Annotated in this window: 12 protein-coding genes; 11 read left to right on the top strand and 1 reads right to left on the bottom strand. The window is 32.2% G+C overall.

Annotation, left to right across the window (positions count from 1 at the left end):
- The first annotated feature begins 152 nt into the window (after nucleotides 1-152).
- The 5 genes from FF125_RS13035 to FF125_RS13015 are packed head-to-tail and all read left to right on the top strand — an operon-like array spanning nucleotide 153 to nucleotide 4,695.
- On the top strand, nucleotides 153-584 hold the full coding sequence (locus FF125_RS13035) for a hypothetical protein (protein WP_138950175.1): 432 nt from the start codon (nucleotides 153-155) through the stop codon (nucleotides 582-584).
- Nucleotides 585-631: 47 nt separating this feature from the next.
- A complete protein-coding gene (locus FF125_RS13030) occupies nucleotides 632-1,357 on the top strand; it encodes a CsgE family curli-type amyloid fiber assembly protein (RefSeq protein ID WP_138950174.1) in 726 nt (241 codons plus the stop codon).
- A gap of 11 nt (nucleotides 1,358-1,368) precedes the next feature.
- Nucleotides 1,369-1,770, top strand: coding sequence for a curli production assembly/transport component CsgF (locus FF125_RS13025; RefSeq protein WP_138950173.1), 402 nt, complete (start codon nucleotides 1,369-1,371; stop codon nucleotides 1,768-1,770).
- Nucleotides 1,771-1,777: 7 nt separating this feature from the next.
- Entirely contained in the window at nucleotides 1,778-3,163 is a 1,386-nt protein-coding gene (locus FF125_RS13020) for a CsgG/HfaB family protein (protein ID WP_138950172.1), read from the top strand.
- Nucleotides 3,164-3,189: 26 nt separating this feature from the next.
- Nucleotides 3,190-4,695, top strand: coding sequence for a carboxypeptidase regulatory-like domain-containing protein (locus FF125_RS13015; protein ID WP_138950171.1), 1,506 nt, complete (start codon nucleotides 3,190-3,192; stop codon nucleotides 4,693-4,695).
- Nucleotides 4,696-4,791: 96 nt separating this feature from the next.
- Here FF125_RS13015 and FF125_RS13010 read toward each other — a convergent pair whose 3' ends face one another.
- Nucleotides 4,792-6,837, bottom strand: a complete 2,046-nt coding sequence (locus FF125_RS13010; RefSeq protein WP_138950170.1) for a T9SS type B sorting domain-containing protein — start codon at nucleotides 6,835-6,837, stop codon at nucleotides 4,792-4,794.
- Nucleotides 6,838-7,252: 415 nt separating this feature from the next.
- On the opposite strand from FF125_RS13010, the gene FF125_RS13005 reads away from it, so the two are divergent.
- From FF125_RS13005 to FF125_RS12980, 6 genes are all read left to right on the top strand, one after another.
- Nucleotides 7,253-9,616, top strand: a complete 2,364-nt coding sequence (locus FF125_RS13005; RefSeq protein WP_138950169.1) for a PSD1 and planctomycete cytochrome C domain-containing protein — start codon at nucleotides 7,253-7,255, stop codon at nucleotides 9,614-9,616.
- 4 nt (nucleotides 9,617-9,620) lie between these two features.
- Nucleotides 9,621-11,078 carry a DUF1501 domain-containing protein gene (locus tag FF125_RS13000; RefSeq protein ID WP_117882954.1) on the top strand — a complete coding sequence of 486 codons (1,458 nt, stop codon included), beginning with the start codon at nucleotides 9,621-9,623 and terminating at the stop codon, nucleotides 11,076-11,078.
- Nucleotides 11,079-11,165: 87 nt separating this feature from the next.
- Entirely contained in the window at nucleotides 11,166-12,158 is a 993-nt protein-coding gene (locus FF125_RS12995) for an NHL repeat-containing protein (RefSeq protein WP_250629580.1), read from the top strand.
- Complete coding sequence (locus FF125_RS12990) at nucleotides 12,155-12,949, top strand: chitobiase/beta-hexosaminidase C-terminal domain-containing protein (RefSeq protein WP_175418926.1); 795 nt, start codon at nucleotides 12,155-12,157, stop codon at nucleotides 12,947-12,949. The genes FF125_RS12995 and FF125_RS12990 overlap by 4 nt, the downstream gene beginning before the upstream one ends.
- Nucleotides 12,949-15,075, top strand: coding sequence for an FN3 associated domain-containing protein (locus FF125_RS12985; protein ID WP_138950166.1), 2,127 nt, complete (start codon nucleotides 12,949-12,951; stop codon nucleotides 15,073-15,075). Before FF125_RS12990 ends, FF125_RS12985 begins: the two co-directional genes overlap by 1 nt.
- 170 nt (nucleotides 15,076-15,245) lie before the next feature.
- A complete protein-coding gene (locus tag FF125_RS12980) occupies nucleotides 15,246-17,528 on the top strand; it encodes a GH92 family glycosyl hydrolase (protein WP_250629755.1) in 2,283 nt (760 codons plus the stop codon).
- Nucleotide 17,529 lies beyond the last annotated feature (1 nt).

Below are 17,529 nucleotides of genomic sequence, written 5' to 3'. Positions count from 1 at the left end.
TTTGCTCCTTTCTTTTAATGCCAATTAATTTTTACAATAATGTGTAAAAAAATAAAATAGTAACTATTTGATGCGTAATTATTTAGTTAAATTGGTATTAATTATTATTCTTATATTTGAGAGACATTCAATTTGCTTAAAAAATTAATATTATGAAAATAAAATACATAACCTTGCTAATGTGCTTAGTTTTTTTTAGTTTCTGTAATGCACAACAATTACAAGACGAAAATTCTACCTTGATAAATGCTTATTTTAATCAGAATCAAAGCGAAGCTGAACCTCTTAAACAAGAACATAAAAAAAGTACTATGTTTTCAAAAACAACTTTGTTTCAGAATGGAGATTATAATTATATCAATATCAAAACTTCAGTTAAAGACAATCTTGAAGTAACTCAAAATGGTGATCAAAATTTTTATGAATTTATGAGCTTTTACGGTTCAAAAGATAGTAATATGCAAATATTTCAAACGGGAAATAATAATGGTATTTATATCTATGGTGAAAATAGTTTATCCAAAAATATTATTATCAACCAAAAAACCGATAATCAACATATTTTTATAACTAATTATAATTAATCGTTTCAATTATTTACTTATTAATTTAATAGAATAAAATATTAAAAATGAATTTTAGACGCTTGTTTTTTACAGGATTTTGTTTGTTTTTTTGTACCATATTTATGGCACAAGAAAATAATATTGCGGTAAAAGCAGTTTTAAAAGTAGAAAATTCAGAAGGGTTGATTAATATTGATGGGTATGCGGAAAATACAGACAATATCTATCAATCTGATCTCGAATATTTATTATTATCTCTTAAATATGGAAAAAATGGTAATCTTTCTAAAAACTCTCAAGCGGGTATATTTTCACTTTCACCAAATGAAAGTCAAAAATTATCAACGCTAAAAATTAATATTCAACCAAATGAAGAAATTAAATTGTTTTTGTACATACGAAAAGAAAAACTTTTAATTTCGAAAGACACGCTAGTTATATCAAATAAAAAAAAAACTGAATTCAATCAAGCAGAAGCTGAAAATTTTGAAATAATGGGTTTAGTTGTCGATGATGTTATAACGAAATTAGGCAAAGATTTTTACGATTATTTTTATCAAAAATACAGTTCAAGTAGTTTAAAATACCCTTTCATTATCAATGTAAATGAAAAACCTATGATTGGTATTAATAGTGAAATTACAATAACTATAGATGATACAGATGTTTATAAAACAACTACAAACCCGAATCAAGAATATTTAGAAATTATGGCACAACAGGCAATTTTTGCCATAAATACCTATGCTCAGAAACGCTTATTATTAGCCAAGAGAAAAATAAGATTTTAAACCGAAACAAAATGAAAAAATTAACCCCTTTTTTACTGTTTTTTATACCTGGTATAATAGCGGCACAACAATTAGTCTATAGTCCAACGAACCCTTCATTTTTGGGTGGAAATCCTTTCAATGCTTCGTGGCTATTAAGTTCGGCAGAATCTCAAAATAAGTTTAAAGAAGATGATGGTAGTGGCGAACAAGCGACAGAATTAGAACAATTTACCGCGAGTTTAAATCGTCAATTACTGAGTTCATTAACCAATGATTTATTTAATAATACTTTCGGAGATGAATCATTTAAAGAGGGGACCTTTACTTTTGGTAGTTTAGTAGTTGATCTTGTGCCAACAACTACAGGTTTATCTATCGGTATTTTGGATACAACTACCGGAGAACAGTCCAATATATTCATTCCAAATTAAAAAATTAATGGTTAATAAACTTAAAATAGGATCGCTTTGGGCGATGATAATGGTATTGATTGGTTGTGGAGCTTATATGAACCAACCCCTAACGACGCAACCTGCTCGTATAGGAGAAACGAGTTTTAAAAGTGAATTGAATGATATAAGCCCTATAAAACCAATAGAAGTTGGAGTTTATAAATTTAGAGATCAAACAGGGCAGTATAAGTTAGTTGAAGGTGGTGTTAGTTATAGTACGGCAGTTACTCAAGGGGCGACTTCAATTCTAATAAAAGCCTTAGATGATTCTAAATGGTTTACTCCAATTGAAAGAGAAAATGTGAGTAATCTGTTAAATGAAAGACAGATTATACGGTCAACAAGACAAGAATATAATCGAAAGAATAATCTACCAGTTGATGAAACAGGCAGCTTACCTCCATTACTTTTTGCGGGGATATTATTAGAAGGTGGTATTATTTCTTATGATTCTAATATGATTACTGGTGGTGCTGGAGCTCGATATTTTGGTGCTGGTGCTTCTACACAATACAGACAAGACATCATTTCTATATATTTAAGAGCAGTTTCAACATCAAATGGTAAAATATTAAAAACAGTTTATATTTCAAAAACTATTCTTTCTCAAGCCATTGATGTTAGTTTATTTAGATATGTAAACGTGAAAAGACTTTTAGAAATTGAAACTGGAGTAACACAGAATGAACCTGCTCAAATGGCTGTTAAAGAAGCTATTGAAAAAGCAGTGGAAAATCTTATTGTTGAGGGTATTATAGATGGCTTGTGGCAACCTAAAGGTGGGCAAAAGGTAATCGACAAAGTAAAGGCAGAATATGAAAGTGAATCTGCAATAGCTGAATCTACGAAGTTATTGGACAGGAATTTTAGAGATAGTAGAGGGAAAACTGGTTTTGATTTCATGGCAGGAACCTCTTTAATGGATGGCGATTATGCCGACCCGCAAATGGGATTACAAACCACATTTGGGTTTAAGAGTTTTCTTTTTGGACCTAATTTTAGTTTTGGAGTTAATGGAGGTATATTTAAATTGAGAAATAAAAATATTTTTAATAAAACATTTACGGCTCTGGATGCTAATTTAGAGTATGTTGTGTTGCCTTATGATCGTTTAAGTCCTTTCGTTTATGCTGGTGGTGGAATAATACTTAATAAAGATTTTGAAGCCCCAAAAGTGCAATATGGTGCGGGATTAGAATATTTACTCACAAAGAAAATTGGGCTTAAAGTATATGGGGAAAATAGCGTGCTTTTTGACGATGATCTTGATGGATTAGTGGCAGGTAAAAGAGATGATTTCTTTTGGAGATTTGGACTTGGAGTCACTGTTTATTTAGGGCAAACTTATAATAAAGCAAAAACCAAATATTAAAAATAAAGGATTAAAAAACGGACTAAATGAAAAGTTTATACAAAATAGCAATTATTTTTATAGTGACTGGGTTACTAGTTACCGCATGTTCTGAAGATCAGGTGAATCCTATTGGAGAAGGTACCATTACAGGTAAGGTGGTTAAAGCAAAAAGTTTTGAACCTATAGCGAATGTAAAAGTATCGCTAAGTCCAACTAATAATACGGTATTTACCGATTCTACAGGGAATTTCATATTAATTGATGTGCCCTCAGGAGACTATTCTGCACAAGCCGAAAAGGATGGTTTTTTAGCGAAAATAGAAGCAGCAACAGTTACAACTGACAATACCATTAATTTGGTTTTTGAAATGGAGGATGCTGATGCCTTAAACAAGCCACCAACAGCTCCAATTATTGATAGTCCTTTAGATAATGCTGTCGGTTTGCCTATTGACGTACCATTAATATGGTTTTCATCTGAAGACCCTGATGAAAATGACGAATTGGTCTATGACATTACGGTAAAAAATGATTTTGATGATAGTGTAATTTTTATAGAAAGTATTATAGACACCACGTATACGTTAACGGATTTGAAATATGGTGCAAAGTATTTTTGGCAAATTACTGTTTCAGATGGCGTTAATGATGATGTTTTAACACCTGTAGGTAAATTCCAAATCAATCAATTTCCTGAAAATAGATTGTTTTATGTTAGACAAGACTCCATAAATCAAAACAATATTATTTATTCAAATAATCAAGATGGTACTTCAGCAATAGCACTAACCACAAACAATCAAAATAGTTGGAGACCAAGAACCAGTCAAGCTGCGGGTTTAATTAGTTTTTTAAGAACAGTGAATTCTGAATCTCATTTATTTACAATGCAACCAGATGGTTCAAACGTTACAAAAGTAACTTCTGCGGTTTCAGTTGCAGGTTATAATTACAATGAAATAGATTTTGCTTGGTCTGCAAATGGAGATCGATTTTTATACCCTCATTTTGATAAATTATACGTAATTAATAAAGATGGTAGTGGTTTACAACAAGTTTATCAAACCACTGATGGGAGTTTTATAACAGAAGTCGATTGGAGTTTTGATGAGAGTTTTATAGCCTTAAAAACCAATAATGTAATTGGTTATGGTGTAAATATATTTACTATTGATATGAGCGGTTCAGTTTTGAAAACTATTGTTAGTGGAGTTACTGGTGCAGCTGGAGGATTAAATATATCTGTAGATGGTCAAAATATATTATATACACGAGATATTTCAGGTTTTGAAGATGTGTCAGGTAGACAACTAGATTCACATATTTTTATTTATAATCTGACTACAGATACCGTTTCTGATTTATCATTAGATAATAAAGCCGATGGAACTAATGATTTAGATGTGCGATTTTCTCCGAATGAAGCTTCGGTAATTTTTGTAAATACTTCGAACGACGGTATTTCTCAAAAAGATATTTATACTCAAACCATCTTAGATGGTGAAAGATCATTATTATTTGAAAAAAGTGTAATGCCTGATTGGGAATAACCCATTGATATCGATAAACAAAATACTATAGAATTTGAACGAGAACATAAATTATAAAAATTGGAATTAAATAATTAGACCTTTATTTGTTAAAACTTATTCTCTCTTCAAATGAAAATTTCCTTTTCTTTCTAATTTTTTACCTTCTTTATCAATTAGGTTAAGTGTAAAACTATATGCCCCTTCTGGCATTGCTTTATCTTTATTATCAGTTCCATCCCATCCGGTATCAAATGGATTAATAGTTGTTACTAATTGTCCTGACGAGTTAAAAATAGATAGCATCGTAACACTATATGGGGCTATATCATCTAGACCTTCAGTTATATTCCAAAAATCATTAATTCCATCATTATTAGGCGTGAAGCTTTGTGGATATTCAAATACGAAAAATTTAATACTAGAAGTGCCGCAATTATGCTTTTCTCTAATAAAAATAGTATGCACGCCAGATGTGACGTTTTTAAACAAGGGTTTAGGTTGATAAGGACCTTTTAAAGAATCTAGTGCGTATTCGTAATCGCCCAATCCTAAGTTTTTATCTTTTAAGATTATTGTATTATTATCTGAAGAACCATCTTTAATTGAAATGTCTTCCATATAAGGTACGGCAGTATTTACTTCCCTAACAGTAATTGTGCGTGGTATAGATCTACAACCGTAAGTAGAAATACCTACTACTTTATATTCTCCTCCGTATTTAACTTCTAAGGACCTTGTGTTACCGATAAAAACACCATCTTTAGTCCATTCATAACGATAATTATCATCGGCTTCAAATGTTTCTAATTTAGTTGATCCTTCTTCCCAACATAAAATAGCAGTTGGTTTTACTTTAAATTCAGGTGTTGGCATTACCGTTAAAACTAAATGAGCTCCGATTCCATAACATGCTCCATTATCCTTATTTTCAACTCTAACATACAATGTTTCTTTAAATGGAGTTTTATTAAAATAATTGGTTTCATTTAAAATTTTATTGTTTTCTAATAAAGCGTCATTATAACTTCTGAAAAAAGAAACTTCTAAATTTTGTTCTTTTGGGAATTGTGCCATAAAATCGGTTCCTGCCATAGTTAAATCAAAAGCAGTTATTCCGTCATTTACCATGTCTCCATCGCAACCAACTAATTCTCTTTGATAACCCTCTGGAAAAGCAGTTGTAGAAACATTTAAAACTAAATCCGCAATAAAATAACAATGAGCTTTATTTTCTATTCTTGCATAAACGGTAATTGCTTTATCATTACTAAAATTATCAGGATTAATAATTGCATTCCTTTGGGTTATGGCATCGGCTTCTGATATATAGTAGCTTATATCAACATCATCAACATATCCTAATGTCATATATTCTGTAGCTTCTTTTAAATTAAAGAATGTTAAACCATCTGGTTTCCCATCTTCATCGCAATTTATTAATGCTGTTTTTTTCTGAGCTGTGGGTAGGTTAAAAACCGTTGCAGTAATTGGGATTCGCTTTCCATCTAGGCACCCTTCAGTACCGGCAACTACATAATAAGTGGTCGTAGTAGTTAGCATAGGTGTTATAAAATTTTCACCTTTAAAAATTGGTATTCCTAATGAGGGGGAATCATACCAATAAACATCTCCCGTGGCTTTTGCAGATAATTTTAAACTACCTGAACCACATCTTTCATTTGCAATCACTTCAGATATTGTCGGAACAAAAATATGTGTATTTACTGTGTTCTTACTGTTGTTATTTATAAAAACTGAAAATGTTCGTTCACCTGAAACCGAAGCACTGTTGTTAATGTAAGCGACATCCTTAACTGCTGATGTCCATTCGGCTGTTGACAATGGTTTATCTTTACTACTGGTTAGTATTAACTTGCCTTCAGCCACATTCCAATTTGTAGAAATTGTCAAATGCAATAAGGCATTGGTCAATTTTAACATATCATGTGCTTTTTGATAGCCGCTCGTAACTTTTATACTTACTGTATTTATTACACTTTTTTTATTTTCTATACTATATGCAGGTGCAATTTTAATTTCTGATAATGGACAGTATGCTTGCCTATTCAATGCCGCATTATTCATTTGAGCATTTTGTGCAACCCCAAAAAAAGAGATTAAGAATAAAAAAAGGAAATAGTAGTTTGACTTTTTAAACATTAAAATGTGCAATTTTTATGCTAAAAGTAAGCAAATATCCTAATAAATACTTAAAAAATAATATAATCAATTGATATATTGTAATTTAAATTGAAAAACAAAAGAGATTTGTTTTTTTTAATTGTAGTTCAATTTTAAAATATAAATGAATTAATATACTTAATTATTGAATAAATATGAGTTAAGATTTGTTAAACCTGTTCTGAATTCTTAAATGCACGCTTAATAGTAATCTAAAGAACATATTAAAAAAATGTTTTATGTTTTTTTTTGAGATAAAGGTTGGATAGACGAGATCTTTAGTACTATATTTTAATCAATAATTCATATCTTTAAATGTGAAAATCAATACATTCGTCGAAAAAAATGTGATATATTCAAAATTATTACTAAACTGCTGTCAAATTCTAAAGGTATGTCTAAAAAGAACAAGAGTAAATCTGCCAAATGGTTACTTTATTTTATTGTACCATTTTTACTTGTATTACTTTTTAAATACATTTCAAAAGATAAGAATGAAGGATATAACAAGTTAAGTAGTACTTCAGAAAACAACTACGATACTGCTGAGATGAAAGTGCCAGATAACGTAGATTATATTTTTGATGTAAAACCTATTTTATCAGATCGATGTTATTTGTGTCATGGTCCAGACGAAGGTACTAGAGAAGCAGGACTTAGATTAGATATAAAGGAAAATGCATATGCAGCCATTGGTAAGGAATTAGATAGACATGCCATTATTCCTGGTGACACCATTAATAGTCAAATGGTTTATCGTATTAATAATCCAGATGTTGAAAAAAGGATGCCTCCATTAACATCAAATTTATCCCTAACTGATTACGAACGTAAAGTATTGACGAAATGGATTCAACAAGGTGCTGTTTGGAAAGATCATTGGGCCTTTGTTCCTCCCGTAAAAAGCGATATACCAAAGGTGAGTAATTCAGAATTGGTAGCAAATGAAATAGATAATTTCATTTTAAAAACACTAGAGCAGAAAGGATTGAAACCTTCTGAAAAGGCGAGTAAAGAAAAACTAATAAGACGTGTGTCATTTGATTTGACTGGTTTACCACCAAGTATTGATGCGTTGGATAGTTTTTTAAATGATAAAAGTTCTGATGCTTATGAAAAAGTAGTCGATAAATTGTTAGCGTCAACCGCCTATGGAGAACATATGTCTGCCAATTGGTTAGATATTGCTAGATATGCAGACACGCATGGCTATCAAGATGATTTAGAGCGTGTGATGTGGCCTTGGAGAGATTGGGTAATTAGTGCTTTCAATAGAAATTTACCTTATAATGATTTTATTGAATGGCAGTTGGCTGGTGACTTATTACCTGATGCTAGTTTAGAACAAATTTTAGCAACGGGTTTTAATAGAAATCATAAAATAACCCAAGAAGGTGGTGTTATTGATGAAGAATATCGTGTTGAATATGTCTTGGATAGAGCTAATACAACCTCAAAAGCTTTATTGGGATTAACAATGGAATGTGCTCAATGTCATGATCACAAATATGATCCAATATCACAAAGGGAATATTATAGTTTTTATGGTTTTTTTAATCATGTTGATGAAAAGGGATTGATAGGTTATGATGAAATTCCAGAGCCTAATATTACAATTACTCAAAAAGAAATAGAAGAAGCCCTCAGCTTTGTTAATATGCCAGACAGTATAAAAGAAGCCAAGCCTATGGTTATGCGAGATAATAAAGCACAGCGAAAAACGTATATTTTAAATCGTGGTGCATATGATGCTCCAACTGATGAAGTGCAATTGGCAGCTCCTGAAATGGTAGCTCCTTTCGAAGGAAGATATGAAAGAAATAGATTAGGATTAGTAAAATGGCTTTTTAGTGAAGAAAATAGTCTCACAGCTCGAGTTGCCGTTAATAGAATGTGGCAGCAAATATTTGGTGTAGGAATAGTTTCCAGTAGTGCTGATTTTGGAAATCAGGGAGCGTTACCATCGCATCCAGAATTGCTAGATTGGCTAGCCATTACTTTTCGAGAAGAGGGGTGGGATATGAAAAAAATGATGAAGCGAATGGTGCTTTCTTATACCTATCAACAAACGTCTAAAACCAACGAAAAGTTGTTAGAATTAGATCCTAATAATTCATATTTAGCACGAAATTCTAGAGATAAACTAACTGCAGAAATGATTAGAGATAATGCATTATCGGTGAGTGGTTTGTTGGTTGAAAAGGTAGGAGGTCCGAGTGTTAAACCGTATCAGCCCCCTGGTATTTGGGAAGAAACAACATCAGGTCAAGGATTAACAAAATACTTTGTAGATAGCGGTGGTAATCAATACAGAAGGAGTTTATACACATTCTGGAAACGGACAGTGCCACCACCAGCTATGATGACCTTTGATGCTGCTGGTCGCGATTTATGTACAGTAGAACGTCAGAAAACAAGTACGCCTTTGCAGGCATTAGTTATGTTAAACGATCCAGTTTTAATAGAAGCAGCTCAAGTTATGGCCTTAAATACGTTAAAAGAGGGAGAGGCAAAGACAGATGAGGAACGAATAGTACATATATTTAGAAAATTAACTTCACGAACTCCAGACCCTGAAGAAAAAGAAAAATTATTGACATTTTTGAAAAATGCAGAGCAAGAATATAACGAAAAAGAAGCACAAAAAATAAATGAACTAATCAAAGTGAATCAATCAATTAAAGCGGAAAAATTATATGGTTTATCTGTATTAACAAGTCTGGTTTTTAACCTTGATGAAGCCATTGTAAAAGCATAACGATATGGAAGAACTTTCGAAACATTTTTTAAATAATAATAGAAGACATTTTTTGAAAAAATTAGGATTAGGAATTGGGGGCTTAGCTGCAGCTTCTTTATTAGATCCGTTTTCCTCAATTGTTGAGGCAGAAGGTTCCCCTTTAGCAGGAATGAATTTACCTCATTTTGCTCCTAAAGCAAAACGTGTAATTTATTTGTTCCAAAGTGGTGGGCCTTCTCAATTAGATTTGTTTGATCATAAACCTTTACTCAATAAAATGAGAGGTCAAGAATTGCCAGATTCTGTCAGAAAAGGACAACGACTTACAGGAATGACATCAGGTCAAGCCAATTTCCCTTTAGTAGGTGGTAATTTTAAATTCAAACAATATGGAGAATCAAGAGCGTGGGTAAGCGAATTGATGCCTTATACTTCAAAAATTGTTGATGAATTGTGTTTTGTAAAGTCAATGCATACAGAGGCAATAAATCACGATCCTGCAATTACATTTTTTCAAACAGGTTCTCAACAACCGGGAAGACCGAGTATCGGCTCTTGGTTTAGTTATGGTTTAGGCAGTTTAAATAACAATTTGCCCACATTTACAGTATTATTATCAAGAGGAACAGGGAGGCCCTTTTCGCAACCATTATATTCTAGACTTTGGGGTAATGGCTTTTTAAGTTCATTACATCAAGGTGTGCAATTTAGATCTGGAAAGGACCCTGTATTGTATTTAAAAGATCCAGAAGGTATGTCGCGTCAAGAGCGTAGAAAAATGTTAGATCATATTAGTGAACTCAATCATAAACAAGAAGAAGAATTTGGCGATCCTGAAATTAATAGTAGAATTGCACAATATGAAATGGCATACAGAATGCAAACTTCTGTTCCTGGAACCATGAATATTGAGGATGAACCAGAACATATCATTCAAATGTATGGTGCCAATGCAACTGTACCGGGTACATATGCCGCAAACTGTTTATTGGCAAGACGATTGGTAGAACGAGATGTTCGTTTTGTGCAGTTGTATCATATGGGATGGGACCAACACGAAAATTTACCAACTCAAATTGCAGGGCAATCGAAAGATGTAGATCAAGCAACAGCGGCTTTGATAATGGATTTAAAACAACGTGGTTTATTAGAAGATACTCTGGTGGTTTGGGGAGGTGAATTTGGTCGTACAAATTATAGTCAAGGAACATTAACAGATACAAATTACGGTAGAGATCATCATCCAAAATGTTTTACCATGTTTATGGCAGGTGGCGGTGTTAAACCAGGGTTTACCTATGGAGAAACAGACGATTTTGGGTATAATATTGTAAAAGATCCTATGCATGTACATGACTTACAAGCAACAATGATGCATTTAATGGGGGTTGACCATACAAAATTCACACATAAACATCAAGGTAGAAGATATAGATTGACGGACGTTTCGGGCCATGTAGTTCATGATGTTTTAGCTTAATAAAAATATAACAATTAACCCTTTATGCTCCACAACTCTAGTCGAAGAAAATTTTTAAAGCAATCCTCTTGTCTATCCTTAGGTATTATGGCATATCCTACGTTTTCGAGTGCTTTTAATACTGATAAATATGACGATTTAATTATTGGACACAATTCACATCAATATAAAGTGAATATGAAATGGGGCAATTTAAACCCTCTAAAGACTCCAGTACAAGATTGTCATGAAATGGTACAAGATTCTAAAGGAAGAATTGTTTTGTTAACAAATCATACCAAAAACAATGTAATTATTTACGACAAGTCAGGGAAGTTATTGGAAACTTGGGGCACGGAATATCCTGGAGCACATGGGTTAACTTTGGTAAAGGAAAATGGTGAAGATTTCTTATTAATTACTGATTATGAACGCCATCAAATTATAAAAACAACGATAGATGGAAAGGTGATTTTTGAATTGGATTATCCTGCCGATACCGGTAACTATAAAAATAAAGAAGAATATAAGCCTACAGAAACAACAGTGTTAGAAAATGGAGATTTTTATGTGGCTGATGGTTATGGAAATCAATACATTACACATTACAATCATAAAGGAGATATTTTAAATTCTTTTGGCGGAAAAGGGACCGATGATGGGCAATTTTTGAATGCTCATGGAATTTGTTTGGATGATAGAGATGCTAAAAATCCGAGTTTATTGATTTCAGCTCGAGAAATGAACATTTTAAAACGCTTTAGTTTAGAAGGTAAATTTATAGAATCTATTAATGTTACCGGAGCATTAATTTGTAGACCTGTAATTCATAAAAAGGAAATTTATTTTGCAGTATTAAAATCGAAAGAATCTCCAAATGCAGATTCAGGATTTTTGTTGATCATGAACGAAAAAAACGAAGTGGTTTCCTGTCCTGGAGCAACTGCACCTTCCTATAAAAATAATGAATTAAACGAGTTGTATCAGACTATTAGGTTATTTCAGTACCCACACGATGTTTGTATAGACGAAGATGAAAATGTTTATGTTGCACAATGGAATTCAGGACAAACCTATCCTATAAAATTAACACGTGTATGATACATAGAATATTTGTAGTGGTGTTTTTAAGTATGCTAATCTTTAGTTGTAAAAATAAAGAAACCATAGAATTGTTTTTGCAAAATGAAAATGTACAACTAGTTCAGCCTAGAATTATCGCTTCAAATACAGTTATTGATTCTTTTGTTACCATAAAAACCGATAGAAATATTGATGGAGCCGAGGTTTTTTACTCAGTTGATGGTTCTGACCCCACAAAGAAATCACTTAAATTTAACAAAGAACTAAGAATTAGTGAACCGTGTGAACTTAAATTTAAAGCTTTTCATAATACGTATAAAGCTAGTGAAGTCGCTGTCGTAAAATTATATAAGAAAGGGTATTCCGCTAGTGCAATTGAATGGCATACAAATTCTAATAAAAAATATAAAGGGGTAGGTAATATTACTTTAATTAATGGACAAAAAGCAACGCTAGAGTATAGTAATTCGCAATGGGTTGGTTTTGACACCATCGCAAAAGCAACTGTTGATTTTGATAAAAATATCGAGTTGAAGAGTATTGATATTGGCTATTTAAACGATCCAGCTTCGTGGATTTTTCCACCCTCTGAAATTGAGGTAATAGTAAATAATAAAGAAAAGCTTAGTTTTCAACTTGAACCATTGGCTGAGGTTACTGATAGAGCCATGATGGATTTTTCCATACCTATAAATCAAATGGTAAACACCATAAGCATTTCTGTAAAAAATGTTCAACAAATTCCCTTTTGGCACGATGGTAATGGAAATAAAGCGTGGTTATTTATGGATGAATGGATTTTTAACTGATGAATATAAAAAAAACACATAAACAGTATCTCATACTACTTTGCTTATTGCTAAGTGGATTGGTAGTTAATGCTCAGAACAATGAAGAGGCTCCAAGAATTTTACTATTCTTTGGCAGGTTTCATCCCGTTGTTTTACATTTGCCAATAGGAGCTTTACTACTTACGTTTTTTATTGATATTGTTGGTCGTGTAAAAAAGAACTATCCGCATCAAATTATAACGTATGCTTTAGGTTTTTCAGCAGTTTCAGCAATTTTGGCCTGTATCTTGGGCTATTTTTTATCACTTGAAGGCGGTTATGGTAAAAAGGTTTTAGACATTCATTTTTATACAGGAATCTTAACTGCAATCTTAGCATCTTTACTTTTTTATTTAAGTTCAAAAAATACTATTACGGCTAAAAAAATAGTGTTTCCTGTTTTTGTGGCTACACTATTTAGTTTAACCATAGCAGGTCATTATGGAAGCGTATTAACCCATGGGGATAATTTTTTAACTGAATATGCTGGTCCAGCTAAGAAAGGGCGAACTATTGAGGTGGTGGATAGTTTACAAGTATTTAATGATGTTGTTTTTAAGATCTTAGATGATAAATGTATTCAATGTCATAATCCTACTAAAACAAAGGGAGAGCTGTCCTTAATTTCTAAAGATGTTATTTTAAAAGGGGGAGAAAGTGGTATTGCTATAGAAGCAAATAATGCACATGGCAGTTTGTTATATAAGCAATTATTGTTACCAATTTCTGATGATGAGCATATGCCACCAGAAGGTAAGTCGCAATTGACAAAAGATGAGATTTGGTTGCTAAAACATTGGATAGATAGTGGATTGAAATTTGAGGGTAATTATGAAAACATTACTCAAAATGACACCCTAAATAAGTTGCTTAAAAAGTATTTGGTTTTTAATAAAATAGTAATTCCCAAAGCAACAAGGTCAGCCATTTCCGAGGTAACCGAGGCAGGCTTCATGGTCTTAGAATTAGTTCCAGGAGAGCCAGAGTTAAGCGTTAAAGCAATACGTAAAGACATTACAAAATCTCAAGTGAGTAGTTTGTCTGCCTTAAGTGAACAAATTATAGAACTTGATTTTAGCAATTCAAATATTACAGATAACATGACCGGCGTTTTAAAAAAAATGCAGCATTTAAAAATGCTCAGATTAGACAATACAAAAGTGACGGATGAGGTTATAAGAAATATAAAAAGTATTAAAAGTTTAGAAGTCCTAAACCTTTTTAATACAGCGGTTACTAATAATGGATTGAAAGAATTATTTAAAGAAATTCAACCTAATCATATTTATGTTTGGCAAACAGGTGTTACTAAAGAAATGGCAATGACACTTGAAAAAGAGCATGAAGTGAGTATTCATAGTGGATTAAAAGAAGGTTTTGTCGAAATGAGTCAGTTAGAAGAGCCAACAATTATTCCAGAAAAAACCTTGTTTATTGATACAATAACCCTTTCTATTGAGAGTAAATTTAAGGATGTTACAGTTAGATATACACTCAACGGTGAAGATCCAGATTCAACATCAGCAATTTTTAATGAACCAATTCTTATAAATAAGACAAAAACCTTAAAGACAAGGGTGTTTAAAAAAGGATGGTTAACAAGCAACGTGTTGCAAAAGGATTATTTTAAAGTTAATGACCGTATCACAAATTATACAATTAAAGATAAGCCTGAAAAGCGGTATCCCGATGCTAGTAAATTATTCGATTTAAAAGAAGGAGGTTTATCTTTTAAAGATGGAAATTGGACTGGGTATTTAGGTTATGATGTCAATACTACTCTTGATTTAGGTGCAGTAAAAAAAGTTGACAATATTTCTGTGAATTGCTTAGAAGATATTGGAAGTTGGATATTGTTTCCCACAAAGCTAAAAGTATTAGTTTCTAATACTAAAAACGGGGTTTTTAAACCTGTTGGTGAACTAAAGATTATTAGAACAGATAAAGAAAGAATTACTAAAAGAAAAAAATTCACCGTAAATATTCCAAAAACAGAAGCTCGATTTTTTAAAGTAATAGTTGAAAATCCAAAGGTATTACCAAAATGGCATGAGGGTGCAGGAAATGACTCATGGATTTTTGTAGATGAAATTTTTGTGTGGTAAATTTGAGCTTAATTAAATTGATTAAGAGCCAAAGAAGTCTATAATGTTTTAAAATATGACTTTGGTTTACGTAGTAAGTGCAAATAATAAGATAAAATTATATATCAAATATGAAAATTAAAATTATAGCAGTATCCTTATTAATGACCATTATTTCTTGTAAAAAGGAAATGGATAATGGTAGCATAGAATCGAAAACAAAACAAAATATAGACTTAGTAGATTATGTGAATCCACTGATGGGTACTGATTCTGATTTTAGTTTGTCTAATGGTAATACGTATCCAGCTATAGCGACACCTTGGGCAATGAATTTCTGGACACCAATGACCTCTAAAATGGGTGATGGATGGACCTACAAATACGATGAAAATAAAATTAGAGGGATAAAGCAGACACATCAACCTAGTCCGTGGATTAATGATTATGCGGCATTTTCTTTTATGGCAACTACAGGCGATTTAAAATTTCAAGAAGATGAACGTGCTTCTTGGTTTTCGCATAAGGCAGAAACTGTTAAACCATATCATTACAAAGTGTATTTGGCAGATTATGATGTAACCGCTGAAGTTTCTCCAACCGAAAGAGCAGCTCATTTTAAATTTACATTTCCAGAATCTGAAAAGTCATACATAATGTTAGATGCTTTTTTTAAAGGATCTATGGTTAAAATATTACCTAAAGAACGCAAAATTATTGGGTATTGTCGAAATAATAGTGGTGGTGTTCCTGAAAATTTTCACAATTATTTTGTAGCAGAATTTGATAAAGATTTCGAAATCAATCATACGTGGACTGATGATTGGAAATTATTGGAGAATGTTACGGAAAGTGAAGGGAAGCATGTGGGTGCAATTATTGGGTTTAAAACAAAAAAAGGGGAGACTGTCAATGTAAAAGTTGCATCTTCATTTATAAGTCCTGAGCAAGCTCAAATAACCTTAGATAGAGAAATTGGAAAGGATAGTTTTGAGCAAACTAAAGAAAAAGCAAAACAGGCTTGGAATACAGAACTAAATAGAATTCAAATTGAAGATCAAAATATAGATAACATTAGAACTTTTTACTCAAGTCTATATCGCGTGTTGCTTTTCCCTAGAAAATTTTATGAATTTGATGCAGCTAATGAAGTAGTACATTACAGTCCATACAATGGAGAAGTACTGCCTGGTTATATGTTTACTGACAATGGTTTTTGGGATACCTTTAGAGCGGTATTTCCTTTCTTTAATATGATGTATCCAGATTTGAATAGTAAAATAGTTCAAGGTCTTGAAAATACTTATAAAGAATCAGGATGGTTGCCAGAATGGGCTAGTCCTGGCCATCGTGATTGTATGATTGGTTCAAATTCTGCACCAATTATTGCTGATGCTTTTTTAAAAGGTGCCAAAGATTTAGATACTGATCTACTTATGGAGGCTTTGATAAAAAATGCAACGGTTAGTGAAGGGAGACCAGTAAATTCTGTAGGTAGGGCAGGAGTAGATTATTACAATGATTTGGGATATGTTCCATATGATGTAGGAATTAATGAAAATGCTGCCAGAACGTTAGAATATGCTTATGCAGATTTTACCATAGCAAAAATGGCTGAAAAGTTAGGTAAAACTGAAATAGCAGATACATATTATAAAAAATCAATGAATTATAAGAACCTTTTTGATCCGGAAACTTCTTGGATGCGAGGTAAAAATAAAGACGGTAAATTTCAAACACCATTTAATCCACTAAAATGGGGAGATGCATTTACAGAAGGGAATAGTGTCCATTATACATGGTCTGTTTTTCATGATGTGGATGGATTAATCGAATTGATGGGAGGTAAAGATAAGTTTGATGAAAAATTAGACGAGGTTTTCAATATGCCTCCAGTTTTTGATGCCTCTTATTATGGATTTACAATCCATGAAATTAGAGAAATGCAAATTGTAAATATGGGGAATTATGCACATGGAAATCAACCAATACAACATATGATTTATCTCTATAATTATGCTAACAAATCTTATAAAGCACAAGAGAAAATAAGGAAAGTATTAACAACATTGTATTCAGCAACACCAGATGGGTATTGTGGTGACGAAGATAATGGTCAAACGTCAGCTTGGTATGTTTTTAGTGCTTTAGGGTTTTACCCAGTAACTCCTGGAGCTGATGAATATGTGATTGGTAGTCCTTTATTTGATAAAGCTACACTACATCTTGAAAATGGAAATACTTTTATTGTTGAAGCAGATAATAATGGTAAGCATAATTTTTACATTCAAAAAGCGAGTCTTAACGGAACTGATTACCAAAACAGTTTTTTAAAATTTGATGATTTGCAAAAAGGAGGTGAACTCAAATTTAGTATGGGCAATACACCAAATAATGATTGGGCAAGTAAACCAGAAAATACACCATACTCAGTGAGCACAGCTCAAAAAAGTAAACTATTAAACATTAAATAAA

The sequence above is a fragment of the Aureibaculum algae genome (assembly GCF_006065315.1).
GTDB lineage: Bacteria > Bacteroidota > Bacteroidia > Flavobacteriales > Flavobacteriaceae > Aureibaculum > Aureibaculum algae.
The sequence above is the reverse complement of the archived record's forward strand: the minus strand, read 5'-3'. Positions and strand labels throughout refer to the sequence as shown.